The organism is bacterium (assembly GCA_029210965.1).
Classification (GTDB): Bacteria; BMS3Abin14; BMS3Abin14; order BMS3Abin14; family BMS3Abin14; genus JALHUC01.
Window position 1 is genome coordinate 1 of sequence record JARGFZ010000005.1, and the last position, 17670, is coordinate 17670.

Genomic DNA, 17670 nt, shown 5'->3' on the forward strand with positions numbered 1-17670 from the left:
TCAATCCCCTCCCCTCAGCCGTCTTCACATAAAGCTTCGCCGTGCCTGGAGGGAGAGGAAGAATACGGAATGGACCTTATTGTGCGGCTCTGCCCGGAATGACGACCGTTTAACCCTCTTCCCAGGTTTACCCTGTGAAACCCTGCTTGTCAGCCGTAGCCTTGGCGAAGGTTGATGGAGCGGCCTTCAGCCGGCCGCGCTGTGGTGAGTCAGCTTTTGAACTTCGGGATTGCTTCGGCCATGTCAATACACGGGCCTTCACCCGTCGCTAAAGCTATGGCGGACAAGCGCAATGACCAACCTTCGCCAAGGCTTCGGCTGGAAGGCAAAAGCGACCCATCTTCGTTCTTCGAACTACGCCTCGGCAAAAACGACTGCATTCCGGACAACCCCGCCCCTTGCGTTGGTTTCCGGAATGACGGCATAAGGTAACGTTCTTTCCCCCAGGCTTGGCTCTTCTCAGTGCCCTCAGTGAGCTCAGTGGTAAAAAACATCGCTTTAATAGCAACCGGCGCCTTAACCCAGGATTCAGCCTTTCTCCGTGTCCGATGCCTGTCACGCCAGCGGCGTGATGCCTCCGTGGTGAAAACACCGCCTTTACAGGAACCGTTCCTCTCGCGACCGGTAGAGATCTCCCGCCTTTCCTAACTCGGCCGCCACAAGCTCCCGCAGCGATTCGGGTGCCTCGACGACGACTTCAGCGCCGTGCCTGAGGATGTCCATGAGGATCTCGCGCTCATCGGAGTAGGGCAAGCTCAGGCGGCACCCGCCGTCGTCCAGATGTTCGCAGGTCTGCTCCGGGTGCCACTGCTCGTACTCGACCCACCGGGCGCGCATCGGGGAGAACCGGAGTATGGCCCAGTTTTTAATCTCACCTGCAAAGATTCCATAAGAGGAGGCGAAATGAGCGTCCAGATTTTCTTCTGAAATATCCAGGGCAGTACCGTCAACCACAATAGCGCTGCGGATGGTATCTACAGAGAAGCTTCGCAACCCTTCACGCAAGTGACACCATGTGTCCAGGAACCAGTTGTCCCGGTAATAGGCGAGGCGCTGGGGCGAGACGATGCGTGTGATCACCTCGTCCCTTACTCGGCTGTATGCCTCAACCTGTATCCTGCGACGCTTGAAAAGGGCACCGGCGATAGTGGCGAAGAACTTCGGCTCTACCTCCCGCTTCGTCATGGGAAGGAACCGCACCCGCTGGATAATATCTGAGGAAGAGTGACCGGAAACCTCCAGGATCTTCCTGATGCGGTTTTTCAAGGGTCCAATGTGTGCAGCCAAAACACCAGCATCGATTGCGGCAAAACATTCGTGGGCGGCGACCAGGGCATACAATTCGGAGGTAGAGAACCAGAGCCCCGGGAGTTCGTACACTGGGCCGTATTCCGGTACAGCCAAACGGTAGCCGCCGGCCTCCCGGTCCCAGATGATGGGGGCGTTGAGACGGTCGCGCATGTACTGGACGTCACGCTTGAAGGTAGCCAGCGACACCCCGAGATCATCAAGCAACACGCTCGCCGGGACGGCCCGCCTGGCCTGCAGCAGCCTTTCAATCCTGTAGAACCGTTCGGTCCTGTCCATTCAGCCTCGCTTGACTGGAAGTTCTACTTACGGAAAAAAGAAACCGCCCTCCAGCGTTGGAAAGGGCGGTTATTACGACATTCTCAAGTTGGTTACCCGCCGAAAGTCGCCGGGGCGGATCAAGACAGCCGCGCGGCGGCTCTTTTCCCCAGATCTGATCATCTTACTACACGATGGGTACTCGTTTCAAGGTCCTGTTTTAAAAAGAAAATTGCACATGGGCGTGTGCAGCCCGGTTTTGCGTTTGATGATCCAGCGAAAAGTTTTTTCGAGCCGTTTCGCGAGATGATTTATGGAAACCCCCTCCCACGAGACCGCCCTGCAGCGTCCTGGCAATAAATCCCGGGATCGCTTCCGACTTCGCTCTTCGAGCTGCGACGGACAAGTCGCCCGGGTATCAGCTTGCGATGACCCCTCGACCGGCTCGGGGCAGGCAACCCCTGGATTCCGGATAACCGCGCCCGGGCGTCGCTTTCCGGAATGACGGTCACCCTTCACCCTTCACTTTCTTTAACCAGTTTCTCCACCTCTTCCATAAGAGCCTCAACCGCCTCATCCGGGCTGACTTTTTTTATTACCTGTCCCTTAACGAACAGGATGGCGTTCCCCTTACCCCCAGCCAACCCCACATCAGCCTCTCTCGCCTCTCCGGGACCGTTGACGGGACATCCCATAACCGCAATGCGCAGGGGGATCCGGATATCCCGGACCTTTTCTTCGATCTGGCCTGCCCACTCGGCCACGTCGATCTCGGCCCTGGCACAGGTGGGGCAGGCCACGACCCGGGCACCTGTCCTGAGCCCGAGGGATCGGAGAAGTTCGAACCCCGAGTGAACCTCAGGCAGCGGATCCCCTGAAAGGGAAACCCGTATGGTGTCCCCGATGCCGTCGGCCAGCAGGAGGCTGAGCGCCGCTGCGGTCCTTACGGATCCGGTCAGGGGAGTGCCTGCCTCGGTCACGCCGAGGTGGAGGGGGTAATCGATCTCCTCGGAGAGAAGGCGGTACGCTTGTACGCTCTGAACCGGGTCTGATGCCTTGACCGATACCTTGATGGCGAAAAAGTTCATCCCTTCCAGCAGCTTGACGGAACGGATGGCGCTCTGGACCAGAGCTTCCGGCGTCGGATGCCCGTGGGCCCTGAGAATATCCCTCTCAAGAGAACCTGCGTTGACACCAACACGGATTGAAGCTCCACGGTCCGATGCAGCTTCGACGATCTCCCGGACCTTCCAGGAGGCGCCGATGTTCCCCGGATTGATACGTACGGCATCGGCACCGGCAAGGAGGGACCCCACAGCAAGCTTGTGATCGAAGTGAATGTCCGCCACCAGAGGCAAACGAACATTTTTCCTCAAAGCATCGAACCCCGTAAGGGCATCCTCGTCGGGAACCGACACCCTCACGATCTCGCACCCTGCCGAAGCAAGAGCCCTCACCTGATCGAGGGTTGCCTCCATATCAGCCGTGGGGGTATTGGTCATGGACTGAACCGATACGGGGGCACCACCCCCGACGATCAACTGCCCCAGCTGGGTCGGCCTCGTAGGCCTCCTGACAATGGGAAAGTCGGCTGACATTTATCATTATCCCCCGAAGATCCGGAGGATATCGTTGTAGGAGATCACCACAATGAGAAGGATCAGGAGGAAAAAACCCACCTTCTGGGCCATTTCCCTGGTGCGCACATCCAGGGGCCTTTTCAGGATACCCTCGGCAGTGAGGAACACCAGGTGTCCTCCGTCGAGCACCGGTATCGGGAACAGGTTGAGAACTCCCAGCTGGAGGCTAAGGAAAGCCATGAAGCCGAGGAACTGTGCCAGGCCTGCTCTTGCAGCCTCACCGGTGACCTGGAAGATCATAATGGGCCCGCCCAGGTTTTTAATGGACGACTGACCGGTGAGCAGTTCCCAGACAAAGGAAAAGGTCATTCCAAGAAGTTCCACGTTCCTCTCAAACCCTTTTGCCACAGCATCCACCGGGCCGAAACGTCGAACAACGGTTTCGCTCCTGGGAGAGATCCCCATGAGCCCCCTTCCCGATTTCTCGTCGAGAACAGGAGTCACCGAAAGGCTGAGTTCTTCCGTTCCCCTGAGGACCTTCAGAGTCAGCGATTTCCCGGCGCTGGCGTGGATGATCTGGGCCATCTCGCTCCAGTGGTTCACTGGAATCTGACCCATGGAAAGGATCCGATCCCCCTCTTCAACTCCCGCCTTCTGAGCAGGATACCCCATTGTCAGGGCCCCGATGGTAGGTGGCATGGGCGGCTGAACGCCGATCCGCCCATCTTCGGCATCCGTCAGATCCAGATTCACAGAGCGGATACCGGCCAGGCTTTTGACCTGGATCTCAAGTTTGTTGTCCCTGGCCAGGGAAGTTTTTTCAAGGAACTGCTCCCAGGTGGCTGTTTCTTCGCCGTTAACGTTCAGGATGAGATCCCCGGGGATGATCCCGACCTTGTCCACCGGAGATCCTGGTTCGACCCAACCGGCCACCGGGGGATCATCAAGATAGGAAGGAACTGCCATGCCCACCATGAAGACCAGAGGCATGACGATAAAAGCCAGGATGAGGTTCATCACCGGACCGGCCAGGATCACCCCCGCCCTCTGATAGGGCGGCCTGGACGAAAATAACGTGGGGTCATCGGGGTCTTCCACAACTTCATCGGGCCCTTCCCCCCTGAGTTTCACGTAGCCTCCCAGAGGGATCCATGAAATACAGTACTCTGTCTCCCCCCATTTAAAACCGAACATCCTGGGCGGGAAACCTATGGAAAAGGTTTCCACTCCAATCCCGAGAGCCTTGGCCACCAGGAAGTGTCCCAGCTCGTGGACTGTGACAAGAATGCCCAGGACTAAAATAAACGATATCGTGGTAGTCATTTAATTTTCTCCATGTAATTCGATAACAGCCCGGGCGGCCTTACGGGTCAACTGATCACCCCGAAGGATCCCGGAAAGGGTCTGGTTGTCAAAATCCGGCGGATCGTCCATCACAGCCCGTACCACATCGGCGATCCCGGTGAAAGGCAGGTCCCCTGAAATAAAGGATTCAACAGCGATCTCGTTGGCGGCGTTCAAAACAGCCGGCATGCCGTTCCCTCTTTCAAGTGCCTCGTAGGCAAGACCCAGACATGGGAACATCTCCCTATCAGGCTTGTGAAAATCAAGCCTGCCCACAGCCGCCAGGTCAAGGGGATCGAGGGGGAGGTCCAGGCGATCCGGATAGCTCAAGGCAAAGGCTATGGGGACGCGCATGTCGGTGATCCCCATCTGGGCAAGAACGGAACCATCCACATATTCCACCATGCTGTGAACGATACTCTGGGGATGGATGAGGACCTCGATCTCTTCAGCCTGGAGATCAAAGATCCACCTCGCCTCAATGACCTCAAGACCCTTGTTCATCATGGTGGCCGAATCAACTGTGACCTTGGGTCCCATTTTCCACCGAGGGTGGTTAAGAGCCATTTCGGATGTGACCCCGATCAGGAAGTCCTTATCTTTTCCGAAGAACGGACCTCCGGAAGCGGTAAGGATCACCTTGCGTACGGCAGAACGATCCTGCCCCATAAGGGCCTGGAATACCGCGGAGTGCTCACTGTCCACGGGGATGATTCTGGCACCGGTGCGTTTCGCCTCCTCGGTAATAAGCCTCCCGGCAGCGACGAGTGCCTCCTTGTTGGCCAGAGCAAGGATCTTCCCCGCCGCCACAGCGGCATAGGTAGGCATGATCCCCGCTGCACCTACGATGGAAGAAACAACAATGTCGGCTCTGTCAGTGGAGGCGGCTTCCAGGATCCCATCTATTCCAGCGAGTACGCCGATATCCGAGCCCTTCAGCAAATCCCTGGCCCTGGAGGCGGCTTCTTCCTTATGTATGGCCACAAAAGCAGGTTTGAAAAGCTTTGCCTGGCTGACGATGGTCTCCCAATCCGAGCCCGAAGCAAGGGCTGCAACCTCGAAATCACCGGGATGCCCTGAAATGATATCAAGGGTATTGCGGCCGATAGATCCGGTGGAACCCAGGATGCTTACCCTTCGGACCCCGGACATCACACCAAACCGCCGGATAAAGACAGGATGTAATAGAAAACCGGAACTGTGAACAGAAGGGCGTCAACACGGTCCATCATCCCACCGTGACCGGGGATCAAAGAGCCTGAATCCTTCACACCGGCATCCCTCTTGAGCATCGATTCCGCCAGGTCTCCCATTTGGGCGAGTACGGCGATGCACAGGCCGGCACTCAGGGCAAACGGTATCGACCAGGGGACCAGACTGAGCATCTTTAACAGGACTGAAACCCCGGCGGCGCCCAATGTACCACCTACTGCCCCGGCTACCGTCTTGTTGGGGCTTATTTCCGGGGCCAGTTTACGGCGGCCCAGGGTAGATCCGACATAGTAGGCGGCTGAATCGCAGACCCAGACGCACAGGAGCAGGAACAACAGAGCGCGACGGCCGGACCCGGAATCCAGATAGAGGATCAGGTGCGCCAGGGACCACACCGGATAAAAAAGCAAAAGAGTCCCCCCTGACAGCTGTAATGCAGAACCCTCCACCTTCCCAATGAGCACCACCCAGGCAAAGGTTAAAGTAAAACCTGCCGCCAATCCGGTGGCCAGGCCCTGGACCCCTCCACCCCAGGCACCTGCCAGCAGAAGAAAACTGGCCGTAACCGCCGGCACCCTGGCAACAGTACTGCCGGCGGCCTCCAGCAAGGCGGCCGTCTCGTGGGCGGCCGCAAGAACCGCTATGGAAATAGCCAGGACACCCAGTATCAGGGGAGCCGCTGTGATGAGGTAGATCACCAGAGCTCCGAGCACAACCGCGGGAACGATTCTGATCACGCTTCTTCTCCCCTGATCTGTTCTGAGGTCTTCCCGAAGCGGCGTTCCCTTGAGTTAAACGTCTCGATAGCCTCAAGGAGATCAACACTTTCAAAATCGGGCCAAAGCTTGTCGGTTACGTAAAACTCCGTGTAGGCGACCTGCCACAGGAGAAAATTACTGATACGCTGTTCACCGCTGGTGCGGATAAGCAGGTCAGGGTCGGGCATACCGTCAGTGTCCAAAAAGGAGGAGAAGGTCCCCGGCTCGATGTCATCAGGATTGAGATCACCTCTTTGGACCGCCGCCGCGACTTTGCGCACCGCCTCCAGGATATCGTCCCGCCCGCTATAGCTCAGGGCAAGGGTGAGGGTCAACCCGTCATTTCCAGCCGACTGCTCCACCACCTCACGAAGGGTCTGCCGAACGTTGGCGGGCAGATTATCAATCTGCCCGATGGTACTCAGGCGCACGTTGTTCTTCATGAGTGTACGCAGTTCTTTTTTCAGATACTGGCCCAGAAGAGCCATCAGCCCGCCAACCTCACTCTGGGGGCGGTTCCAGTTCTCTGTGGAAAAAGCAAACAGGGTGAGATAGGGGACCTTGAGACGGGCACAGTCCTCTACGACCCTGCGAACAGCATCAACACCGGCCCGATGACCGGCGATGCGCGGGAGGTTGCGATCGGCGGCCCACCGTCCGTTGCCGTCCATGATAATGGCAATGTGAGTGGGAAGGTTCTGATTCATTTGATGGTTACTTCGTAAAACATCTCTTCGAGGCTTATTGGATATGGATGAACTCTGTGCAAGTCCATCAATCGATGAGTACTTATAACTGGGCGGGCGGGATTCGGGTTCAGACCTCGAGGACCTCTTTTTCCTTTTTCTCAATGAGCTCGTCCACCCTCTGGATGTACCTGTCGGTAATTTTCTGGATCTCATCCTGTGCCCGGTGCAGCTCATCTTCGGAAAGCACTTTTTCCTTTTCAAAATCCTTGGCTTCAGAAATGGCATCACGACGGATATTGCGAATGGCCACTTTTCCTTCTTCCCCGTTTTTTTTCACCACCTTGACGAGCTGGACCCTTCTTTCCTCAGTGAGAGCCGGGATAGGCAACCTGATGACCTTGCCATCGTTGTTGGGGGTGAGCCCCAGGTCCGAACGCATAAGCGCCTTTTCAATTTCCTTGATCGCGGTGGGATCCCACGGTTGGATGACTATAAGGCGGCTCTCCGGGATCGACAGGGTGGCAACCTGGTTCAGGGGTGACTGGGAACCGTAATATTCCAGGGTGATCCCCTCAAGGATGGCCAGGGAGGCTCTGCCGGTGCGGATGGTTGCCAGATCCCTTCCAAGGGACTCAATGGTTTTTTCCATCTTCTTTTCCATATCCTGGTAGAGTTCCTTGATCACCTTTACTGGTCTCCTCCTGTCACTACTGTCCCCACCGTTTCGCCGGTGACAGCCCGCATCATATTGCCCCTGGTCTTCAGGTTGAATACCATGATGGACATGTCGTTGTCCATGCACAGGGCAATGGCAGTTGCATCCATCACCTTCAGGTCCCGCTCCAGAACATCCTTGTAGGTGACCCGGTCCAGTTTTATGGCATCCGGGTCGACCATGGGATCAGCGGTGTAGACTCCGTCTACCTTGGTGGCCTTCATGAGGATACCAGCCCCGATCTCCATAGCTCTTAATGCAGCGGCTGTATCCGTTGTAAAAAAGGGGTTGCCTGTACCGGCAGCGAAAATAACGACCCGGCCTTTTTCAAGATGCCTGATAGCTTTTCGTCGGATGTAGGGCTCGGCGACCTGGCTTATGGAAATGGCTGACTGGACCCTTGTGGGAACGCCCTCCTTTTCCAGCACGCTCTGGAGAGCAAGGGCGTTGATGATCGTAGCCATCATGCCCATATAGTCGCCGGTGGTACGTTCGATGGTTGTTCCGCCATCTTTGGCGCCGCGAAAAATATTTCCGCCGCCGATGACCACCGCCAGCTCAACGCCGATGGCATGGACTTGAGCCAACTCGGAGGCGATGGAGCTTACAACGTCGAAATCCAGACCCAGGGGCTCGGACCCCAGCAGGGCCTCGCCGCTGATCTTGAGGAGGATACGGTTGTACTTGGGAGATTTTCCCTTTGTCAAAAACACCCCCTGGAAATACAGGTTCTAGGATCTAGGTTCCAGGGTCTAGACACAAGATCCTAGACCCCAGGCCCTGATTTATCCGCACGATTTGCTCTTCTCCTGCCCTTCACCGATCTCGAACCTGGCAAACCTGTTGATCTGAACGTTCTCACCCAGGGTGGCTGCCACAGCCTTGACGTGGTCGAGAACCTTGGTATTGCTCACCTTGACAAAATCCTGTTCTTCCAGGCAGACATCCTGGAAGAACTTCTCAACCTTGCCGTCAACAATCCGGTCCAGCACGTTCTCGGGCTTTCCGGATTCAAGGGCCTGGGCTTTGTATATCTCCTTCTCCTTTTCCAGGAGATCGGCCGGAACCTCTTCGCGCTTGACGTACAGGGGCCGGGCTGCGGCAATCTGCATGGCAAGATCGGTCACCAGTTCCTGAAAATTGTCGGTCCTCGCAACAAAATCCGTTTCGCAGTTCACCTCTACGATGACACCGATCTTACCGCCCATATGGATGTAGGAACCCACAACTCCTTCGCTGGCCTGTCGCCCGGAGCGCTTGGCTGCAGCTGAAAGGCCCTTTGTACGCAGGTAGTCCACCGCCTTTTCGGCATCGCCCTCACACTCTTTGAGGGCCTCTTTGCAATCCATAAAACCGGCACCGGTCTTTTCTCTGAGGTCCTTGACCGAAGATGCGCTTATGCTCATTATTTATCCTCCTCGGCGTTGTTTTCGCCGCTTATTTCATTGGCTGCCTCTTCAGTTGCTACTTCCGCTGCTTCTTGGACAACTTCAGCTGGCTCTTGGGAGACAGTTTCCTCGGCTGCCTGCTCCTGGGCGGCAGGCGCCTCTTTCTTAACTGAAGCCGGAGCCTCCACAACGCCAACCTCAGCAGTCCCAACCAGCTGCTGTCCTTCGATAACCGCATCAGCTATCTTGGAGGTGAACAGGCGGATGGAGCGGATGGCATCGTCGTTACCAGGGATAACCATATCTATCAGGTCCGGATCGCAGTTCGTGTCCACGATAGCCAGAATGGGTATACCCAGTTTCCTGGCTTCCTTGATAGCGATCTCCTCACGTTTCGGGTCAACCACAAAGAGGGCATCGGGGAGCTTACCCATGTCTTTGATCCCATCCAGAAACTGGCCCAGCTTCTCCCTCTCTTTGGTGATGTTCAGGATTTCCTTTTTGGTCAGGTTACCCCAGCTCTGTTCCTCTTCCATGATCTCGTATTTCTTCAGCCGACCTATGCTTTTCTTGATGGTGGCATAGTTGGTGAGCATACCGCCGAGCCACCTGTGGTTGACATAGGGCATCCCGCATCTCTGGGCTTCCTCAAAGATCGATTCGTGAGCCTGCTTCTTGGTACCCACGAAGAGGACGTTCCCTCCCCTGGCAGACAGTTCACGGACGAAACGGTAGGATTCCTTGAACTGGCGCAGGGTTTTCTGCAGGTCGATGATATAGATCCCGTTGCGAGCCCCGAAGATATACCTCTGCATCTTGGGGTTCCATCTGCGGGTCTGGTGACCGAAGTGAACACCGGCCTCCAATAGCTGTTTCATTGTAATGACTGCCATTTTCCTAACCTCCTCGTACGGTTTTTGTTACCCTCCGCCCCTTCGATTCCCTCGGGAGCCCGCTTCCACCACATGGGGAGACGGGCACCACCCACCGGACCTGGGGCGTGCGTAATAGTTAAACAGTTTTGCTTAACAGAAATCGGCAATAGTGGCAAGGTTCTTTTGACAGTTTTGTTTTGCAGTTCTTTCTTTGCAGTTCTTTGCAGTTCTTTGCCGAGTTCTTTGCCGAGTTTGTTAAGCAGAACGCAGGACGCAGCACACAGAACGCAGTAGAAGAGCGCAGTTCCTGTTTAGGCGTCGGATTTGAACGCAGAGTACGTCCTGAGCAAGCGTAGCGCGTCGAAGGACGTCCTCTGCGTTAAATGTTTTTGCCGCTTCTACCTGCCTTTTCCTTTAGTTCCTTATTAAGTCGATGCGCCGACATCACAAAGCTGTCGAGCTTCGTTTCCACCATCTGGGACAGGGGGTTCCCGTCAGTCTCAAGGGCAAGGAAGGGAAGGGGCAAGGTACCGCTGTGTTCACGCCAGAACTCACCGTTATTTCTGGAGAAGAGGTGCTTGTCCTGCACGAGGCGCTTGGTGATGATGGACTCCGCGATCCTGCCGGGCATGCAGCCGAAGGGGCTGACGCTGATCACACCGTGTACGCTGTCTCCCAGTTCGACGAGGGTTGAACTTATTGTGAGGATGGCCTCGCCGGTAAGTTTCGGGCTCATGAGCTGCCGTCCCTTCTCAATCAGGAACCCCATGTCCAGGTTGTGCCTGAGATAGAACCCGGAAAGCGCGAGAGCATCCTGGACCCTGCCGGCCATGCGCCTGCAGTAACGGTTTCTCAGTCGCAATTCGAACCGCTCCTTCCAGGACGCGCGGTCCAGCAGACCGGTGAGGACTACGTGGTCAATATAAAAGAGCCACTCCAAAACAGGGGATGTGGTCACCCAGACCCCCTCTCGTGCCAGCCGATCAGGAAGGTGGTAACTGGAAAAGACGTCCCTTCTGACGTAGATCTCTCCTGTGAGAAGGACTTTCGTTACCTCCTCAAGAGATTTTGTCCGTGTCAGGGAAGACAGCTCGGACATGCCCCTCCTCAGAACTTCCATGACCTTCTTTTCAGAGTCCACCGCCAGGCTCTCGATGATACGCCCCTCTACGTGGTCATAAAGTTCCATGGCCGCGGCTGTGTCCTGGGCCAGGGTCAGGATCGCGGTGCGAACGTCGGCAAGGCCGTCCGTCATAGCTATGGATAGAAGTCCCTGACGGTTGAAGGCCGGCGGAAGGCCGCTGTAGCTGTTGTTGGAAGTGGGGGACAAAATGGCAACGTTTTTTAACCTGTCTTTTTCAAGCATGTTCTGGAGGGCCTGCCCATAAAGCCCGAAACGGCAGGGCCCGTCCGCCTCAGGCATAAAGTACAGCAATACCTCGTTCTCATCGTCCCTGTTATTGGCATATCGTTTCAGAGAACCGGAGGACAGAAGGTACGGAAGACACTCCTTGCAGGAAGCGTTGTTTTTCCCCATTTCAAGCTCTTCACGACCAGGTGGCGGGGCAGGCGTGGCCCCGATGCCGGCGTAGCGGAGCGCTGCCGCCATACCCCTGGCGCCGATCTGACCCATGGATGGTATCAGGACTTTAACATCGGGATCAGTCAGGGAGAGCTGGTCACCAGCACTCGTATGGATCTGAAGGTGCCCATCTTCCATGGCCAGCCTGGCAGGGTTAAAGGAGCCCTTGAGCCCCGACGGCGTCCCCCCATTTCTACCGCCCTGGATAACATCCAGAAAAGCCTCGATCCTGGTGTCCACTCCGGCATCAGCGGTGTGGGCGTCCAGCTCCAGGATGAGATACGGTTTGTCACCCATAATGGACCGGAAGCTTTCCATGATGAAGGAATCCGGTCCGCAGCTGAAGCTTGTGATGAAGACCCCGAAAAGGCCGGGTGTGTTCCTGACTATCCTTGCCGCCCCCAGGATCCCCTTGCCCGAAGCCCAGTACATGCGCTCTGAGGTGGGTTGGTGATCTTTTTCGAGAGGGAGCATGTCGTAGGGGACGATCCTGTGTCCTCGGCTTGTGAATTTCCCCGGTATCCCCATGTTCCCTTTGCGCGTAAGAGCGTTGTAGGGTCGACCGAAAAGGACCAGGGCCGGCTCGTCATCTTTAAGTTCTGACAGAAAATTCCTGCCGGTATCGAGGAGCCTCTCTCCCGTTTCCCCAAAACCTTTCCAGGCATCTTCAAAGGCCCCCGCTGAGCGACGGCCTGTAAAACCCAGTTTTTCACCCAACCTGACGAAGGCCTCCCGGGCTTTACCGTGATCCCCCAGGTCCAGGACCTCCGTGATAAGCTTATGGGACAGTTCGTTTTTAAAGGCTGCGTTGAGGATATACGGCTCCCCCTGGACGAGGGGGCAGGTGCAGCTGGTTCCACCCTTCCCATCCGCAGCAGCCAGGTCCTTTACGTGGGGGATAAAAATGTGATCCACCTTCTGTTTCAGGAGGCTCATCAGGTACCCGTGGGACTGGAGGACAGGTTGGCAAAGAACCGACCCGGCCTCCTCTATCCCCTCGGGATCCTCCTCCTCACCCCTGACAACCTCAAACCCCAGACCGGTAAAGAACCCCTCGTACAGCATGTAATAGCTGTTGGTCATGAGTGAAACCGGGATGCCCACCCGCCCGGATCTACCGGTAGAGTCGTCCCGCGCGACCTTCCCGGACAAAAGTTCTTCTCTTCTGGTCACAAGATCCAGGCTTCCCCTTGCCGCCTCCCTGTCCTGCCTCTGGTTGTAGTACCTGTCACAGGAACCGCCGAAGGGATAAATATCACCGTTGATACGGTAACGCGCGATAGTGCACTTCCTGTCACACTTTTCTCTGCCCCCTTTACACATAAAAGGCTCCAGGGAATGCACCTGGCGAAAAGCAAGTTCCTTTAGATCGTAGGATCTCTTTTGGATCCTCCCCTCTTCCATCCGGTTCAGGGACAGCAGCGCCGCGCCGAAAGCCCCCATGAGCCCAGGATCCGGAGGGACGATTATTTGCGTCCGGCAAAGGTTTGCCATGGCAAGTGGTACGGCCCGGTTGTAGCACACACCCCCCTGCATGAAGACCTTTTCGCCGGTGCGGCGGCTGCCCTGAACCCTGTTGAGGTAGTTACGGCACACCGAGTACACAAGCCCGGCTGTGATATCCGGGAGAGCCATCCCCTCGTGGATGGCCGTCTTGATATCGCTGCCGATAAAAGCCGCGCACTGGTCGCTGAAATCAGGGGGAGAAAGCCCTTGCAGGGCCGTGCCCGCGATGGACTCCACATCAAGGCCCAGAGATTCCGAGCAGGCTTCCTCCAGAAATGAGCCGGTCCCGGCACTGCACGCCTCGTTCATGGTGTAATCCACGGGAACCCCGCCCGCCAGAAAGGTGTACTTGGCGTCCTGCCCGCCGATCTCGAAAATGGTGTCCACCTCCGGATCGTGATGAACAGCGGCGTGGGCGTGGGCCACGATCTCATTAAAGATCCCGTCGGTGAGCGCGTGCAGCCCTGCGATCTGCCTGCCGCTACCGGTCACACCCAGACCAATGATGGATGGAGACAGGCCGCCCGGCACCTGATCCAACAGGCTCTGGTAACAGGATCTGCTGGCTCCAACTGGATCGCCGTCCGTGCGCAGGTAGACATCGGACACCACTGTCCGGTTGTCAACCCGAAGAAGCACCGCCTTGGTGGTGGTGCTCCCCACATCGAGTCCCAGAACATAATCTCTTTCGTAGTATCCCGTCCGGCTCCCCTTGAGGTAACTTACCTGTCCCCTGCCGGTTGAAAGGGGCGGAAGGGACGGAAAGGAGGCTGGAGAAATGCCAGCGTTTTCCCTTTGAGCAACAGTGCCGGCACCGTTGTTCCTGACCCAGAGGAGAGCTCCCAGGGCTTCGAAACTGCCCGCCTCCTCAGGCACAAAGGTCTCAGGATACGCAGTACGCACATGATCCATTACAAGGCCGTTCCGGCTGACGCCCCCTACGAGGAGGACCCTTCTCGCCCTGGCCGCCTTAAGTAGTTCGGTGATCTTTCCGGAAAGCATCCGGCACAGGCCAGCACCGATGCGCCCTCTCCCGATTCCCTTGTTAAGGGCGTGGGTGCAGTCGCTTTTGCAGAACACCGAGCAGCGCGATGCCAGCTGATACGGTTCGGCCGCCGCGGCCATCGTCACAGCTTCCTCCACGGACAGCCCCATACGGCGTACCTGCTGGAGGAAAAATTCGCCTGTACCGGCAGCGCATTTATTGCCTGTGTGAACAGACCGCACCCGCCCGGAGGGGTCCAGGGAATAGGCCAGGAACGTTTCCCCTCCGGCTGATACGATAGTGTCGATATCGGGATACCTGTCACGAACGTGGCCGAAGGCAAGTTCCACAGCCTTCGGTTCTGCGATGGTAGGATATGGCACCGACTTGCGGTATTTCTGCCCCGTGATGCCCACCCTGACTCCAGGTCGGGTGTCAAGCAGAGCCTCCATGGCCTCGGCAACCTTTCCATCGTGGGGGACACTCTCGAAAGAGATGTGGCCGTCAACCCCTTCTGCTATGGAAAGGGTCACCGCTCCCACGCATATGCCGACGGCTCCGGACATGCATACTTCCTTTGTGTCTGTTATCAGAGTGATGGATTTTAGATGAAGAACCGATGGAAGTGTCTGGTCCCACCTGGTTCGTTATATGGATTATAGCGTCCCTGCACCAGAAGGGGAACCGAAGCTTTATACTCCAAGCCTTGCAGGAAATCCTGGACAGGGATGCACACCAGCGCTGCCAAAGATAATGCTCTTCACGATACCGTATTTATCAGAAGCATTGAAAGTAGGTTGGCGGACCCATGGGACAGGATGGGGGCGAGGAGCGTCCCTGTTTTAGCCCTCAGCCAGCCGAAGAGAAGGCCGGGGAAGAAGACTGCCAACCTTGCCGGATCCAGGTCAACAGCCACATGGGCCAGGGAAAAAAGAAGCACTGTGACCACAATAGGGAGCCAGAAAGCTGTCCTGACACCGCTGTAAAGGGAAAAAATGACGACTGAAGAAAGGATGAAGTATTTTAAACCTTTTATGAGCTGCGGTGGAGTCAACCCCAGGGACAGCAGGTCAGCATCTGCGGCACGTAACGGAAGAACCGCCCCCAAGCCCCATAAAGCCGGAATGAGGATGGAGCCGTAGGGGATTTCGAACCGACGGATCCAGGCACAGCCACGGTTAGGACAGCGAAAAGGAGCAGGCAGTAAAGGGGGGCCCTGGCGGACCCCCTGTTAATTATGATCTTTCCCATGTTCGACGGAATCAGGCTTTTCGCTTTCTCCTCCATAGGCAAAGACTATATATGAAAAGGATAAAAAGAGCTTCCGGCCCGATACCGCCTTCATCATCGAGGCTCGACAGGCTGCAACCGCCCCCGCCACCTCCACCCCCGCCGCCGGAGGGGGCGATGCCCTCCCCTTTCATATATCCGGGGGAGGTGTAGGTCAGACCCGCGCCGAAGTCGATGGCGATCCTGGTCCGGAAGGTGAGCTCCTCCTGGGGCATGAAGGTGACGTCGACAGTGCGCTCCCCGAACGCGGGCAGCAGGAAGGGCAAATAGGGAAAGTTTGCCAGGCTCCAGTTGTCCGGGGACCCTGTGGAATCAGTCGTGTAAATGTCCGTTACCGTGTAGGCAACGGCGCTCTGATTCCTTAAGGTAGCGGTCACGGTCTTGGTCTGGCCGATCTCGACCTGGCCGAAACTGTAACTGTCTGGATCCAGGACAAAGATGCATGAACATACTGCCAAGGCAGTCGTTGTCCCAACAGTCGGTGCCCCCACCGAGTTCACCAGCGTCGCAGTCGTCGTCTTTGCCGTTGTAGCAAACCTCCGTGGCTGCCGGGTTGATGTCGGCGCTGTTGTCGTTGCAGTCGGACCCGTCCGTGGTATAGCCCGGTGAGGGGGAATCGTCGCAGAAAGATTGAGTATTGGAAGCCCCGTAGCCGTCTCCATCGGCATCGGGGTGGTAAGCGTAGTCCACGCCCTCGTCGATTCCACCATCACAGTCGTTGTCCAGGCCATCGCAAATCTCCATGTTTCCGGGATATTTGGCCGAGTTGTTATCATCGCAGTCCGCCACTGTTGTGGAATTCGGACACCGCGAAAGTTCCGTCCCGGCAGCTCCGTATCCGTCATCGTCGTTATCGGTGCACGTCGTCCCGGTGCCAGCCGTCAGGGTGGTGTCAAAATAGGCCACGAACCCGTTGATGGAACCACCATGGGTTTTCTGGGCGCCCCCCGAGGTTCCGGGCAGCCCGGCTCTCGCGTCCCCAACCAGGTAAAGGTCCCCGTTGGCCGGGTGCATCTGCAGTCCTGAACCGTTGTAGCCGCCCACGCAGACCTTCCTCTCGAGGGTGGTGAGGGAGGACGAGAAGAAGGTCAGGGCGGCATCCAACCGCGCGACATAGGCGTCACTATCCGCCTGACTCAGGTGCAAAGGCCCGAAACCGGTGGAACTGGTCGCACCGCAGATGTACACCTTCCCCGTTACCGGATGGATCTGCACTGCCTGGACGGAATCGCCTCCCATCCCCCCAACGCAGGTGGACTGAAGCAGGGGGTCAATGATCAGTTCAAAGTCGGGATCGTAATCACCCACCTTCATACCGTAGGAAGTGCCCTGAACCACGTAGGCGATCTTAACGGGCCTTCTCATCCCCCCAACCTCCTGAAAGGCCACCGGGGGAGAATAGGTGACAGGACCGTAAGGAGTGTGAACGATCAGATCGCCCTTTTCTCCGGTTGTGAGCTTAACTGCACCCTCGACCTTGACCCGTACCGCGGAGACGTCGGCCCCGGGATGGATACGGAATATACATTCACAATGGTTTCGGCCCTTTGCAGACCCTCAGGCCTGATCCTGGCAGTTCCCTCCAGCCGCTCGGTAAGTATGGCGCCTAGGGCGGGATCCTCCTTTCCAGGGATGAGCAGTACCATGGCCCCCTTTCCAGTCACATAGAAAAGCCCCCCGAAGGTCTGGGCGTAATAGGCCACCCCTTCGGGAGCCTGACCCCTGTTTTCGATGAAGGGGACCTGGATCTTCTCCATCGCTATCGCTTTAGGAAGATCCCCCGGCAGCCCCGCGAAGGCTCCGCTTCCTCCAAGGAAAATCAGAACGGCGGTAACCGTAAGCCACAATAAAGCTCTTCTTATCCCGTTCATTGGCACACCCCTTTCCGAAAGCGAATTTTTCCGGTCAAAAACATGTGCAAAAAACACAAAGGTCCACTCCCCTTACGGGACCGGACCCCGCTCTGAAATGGATTAGGCGCCCTTTCCCCTGGACCACCCCTGATCCTCCCCTTCAAAACTACATTGTGAAAAATATGGCAAAGTTCGAATAAAAGGCAAAAGTCCCGTCATTTTCCGGTGATAAAATACTTTTCAGGCTAGGAAGGTACTTCGTGTTTATGTGTGTCAAAGCACTTCGGGGACATGAACTCCCTAGTGTCAGAGCACTTTGTTGGTCTT

At 56.7% G+C, this 17670-nt stretch carries 15 protein-coding genes; all 15 read right to left on the reverse strand.

Translation table 11 applies throughout. The features are described from left to right. Positions 1-597 precede the first annotated feature (597 nt). Positions 598-1587, reverse strand: coding sequence for a WYL domain-containing protein (locus tag P1S59_03425; protein MDF1525308.1), 990 nt, complete (start codon positions 1585-1587; stop codon positions 598-600). A gap of 494 nt (positions 1588-2081) precedes the next feature. Then, entirely contained in the window at positions 2082-3164 is a 1083-nt protein-coding gene (gene ispG / locus P1S59_03430; protein MDF1525309.1) for a flavodoxin-dependent (E)-4-hydroxy-3-methylbut-2-enyl-diphosphate synthase, read from the reverse strand. A gap of 6 nt (positions 3165-3170) precedes the next feature. Beyond that, positions 3171-4469, reverse strand: coding sequence for an RIP metalloprotease RseP (gene rseP / locus P1S59_03435; GenBank protein ID MDF1525310.1), 1299 nt, complete (start codon positions 4467-4469; stop codon positions 3171-3173). After that, the gene (locus P1S59_03440; GenBank protein MDF1525311.1) at positions 4470-5642 is read right to left on the reverse strand and encodes a 1-deoxy-D-xylulose-5-phosphate reductoisomerase; all 1173 of its coding nucleotides are present in this window, start codon (positions 5640-5642) and stop codon (positions 4470-4472) included. Next, a complete protein-coding gene (locus tag P1S59_03445) occupies positions 5642-6439 on the reverse strand; it encodes a phosphatidate cytidylyltransferase (GenBank protein ID MDF1525312.1) in 798 nt (265 codons plus the stop codon). Before P1S59_03445 ends, P1S59_03440 begins: the two co-directional genes overlap by 1 nt. After that, positions 6436-7212 (reverse strand): isoprenyl transferase, encoded by a 777-nt coding sequence (locus tag P1S59_03450; protein MDF1525313.1) that lies wholly within the window; start codon positions 7210-7212, stop codon positions 6436-6438. Before P1S59_03450 ends, P1S59_03445 begins: the two co-directional genes overlap by 4 nt. Before the next feature lie 64 nt (positions 7213-7276). Then, positions 7277-7834: a ribosome recycling factor gene (gene frr, locus P1S59_03455; protein ID MDF1525314.1), complete on the reverse strand. Its 558-nt coding sequence runs from the start codon at positions 7832-7834 to the stop codon at positions 7277-7279. A 2-nt stretch (positions 7835-7836) separates the two neighbouring features. Beyond that, positions 7837-8571, reverse strand: coding sequence for a UMP kinase (gene pyrH / locus P1S59_03460; GenBank protein MDF1525315.1), 735 nt, complete (start codon positions 8569-8571; stop codon positions 7837-7839). A 78-nt stretch (positions 8572-8649) separates the two neighbouring features. After that, entirely contained in the window at positions 8650-9270 is a 621-nt protein-coding gene (tsf, locus tag P1S59_03465; GenBank protein ID MDF1525316.1) for a translation elongation factor Ts, read from the reverse strand. Further along, positions 9270-10145: a 30S ribosomal protein S2 gene (gene rpsB, locus P1S59_03470; protein ID MDF1525317.1), complete on the reverse strand. Its 876-nt coding sequence runs from the start codon at positions 10143-10145 to the stop codon at positions 9270-9272. Before rpsB ends, tsf begins: the two co-directional genes overlap by 1 nt. 361 nt (positions 10146-10506) lie before the next feature. Then, positions 10507-14766: an acyl-CoA dehydratase activase gene (locus tag P1S59_03475; GenBank protein MDF1525318.1), complete on the reverse strand. Its 4260-nt coding sequence runs from the start codon at positions 14764-14766 to the stop codon at positions 10507-10509. 194 nt (positions 14767-14960) lie between these two features. Beyond that, positions 14961-15308, reverse strand: coding sequence for a CPBP family glutamic-type intramembrane protease (locus P1S59_03480; protein ID MDF1525319.1), 348 nt, complete (start codon positions 15306-15308; stop codon positions 14961-14963). Positions 15309-15462: 154 nt separating this feature from the next. Next, entirely contained in the window at positions 15463-15867 is a 405-nt protein-coding gene (locus P1S59_03485; GenBank protein ID MDF1525320.1) for a hypothetical protein, read from the reverse strand. Further along, positions 15803-16855: a putative metal-binding motif-containing protein gene (locus P1S59_03490; GenBank protein MDF1525321.1), complete on the reverse strand. Its 1053-nt coding sequence runs from the start codon at positions 16853-16855 to the stop codon at positions 15803-15805. Before P1S59_03490 ends, P1S59_03485 begins: the two co-directional genes overlap by 65 nt. Positions 16856-16920: 65 nt before the next feature. After that, positions 16921-17361, reverse strand: coding sequence for a hypothetical protein (locus P1S59_03495; protein MDF1525322.1), 441 nt, complete (start codon positions 17359-17361; stop codon positions 16921-16923). Positions 17362-17670 lie beyond the last annotated feature (309 nt).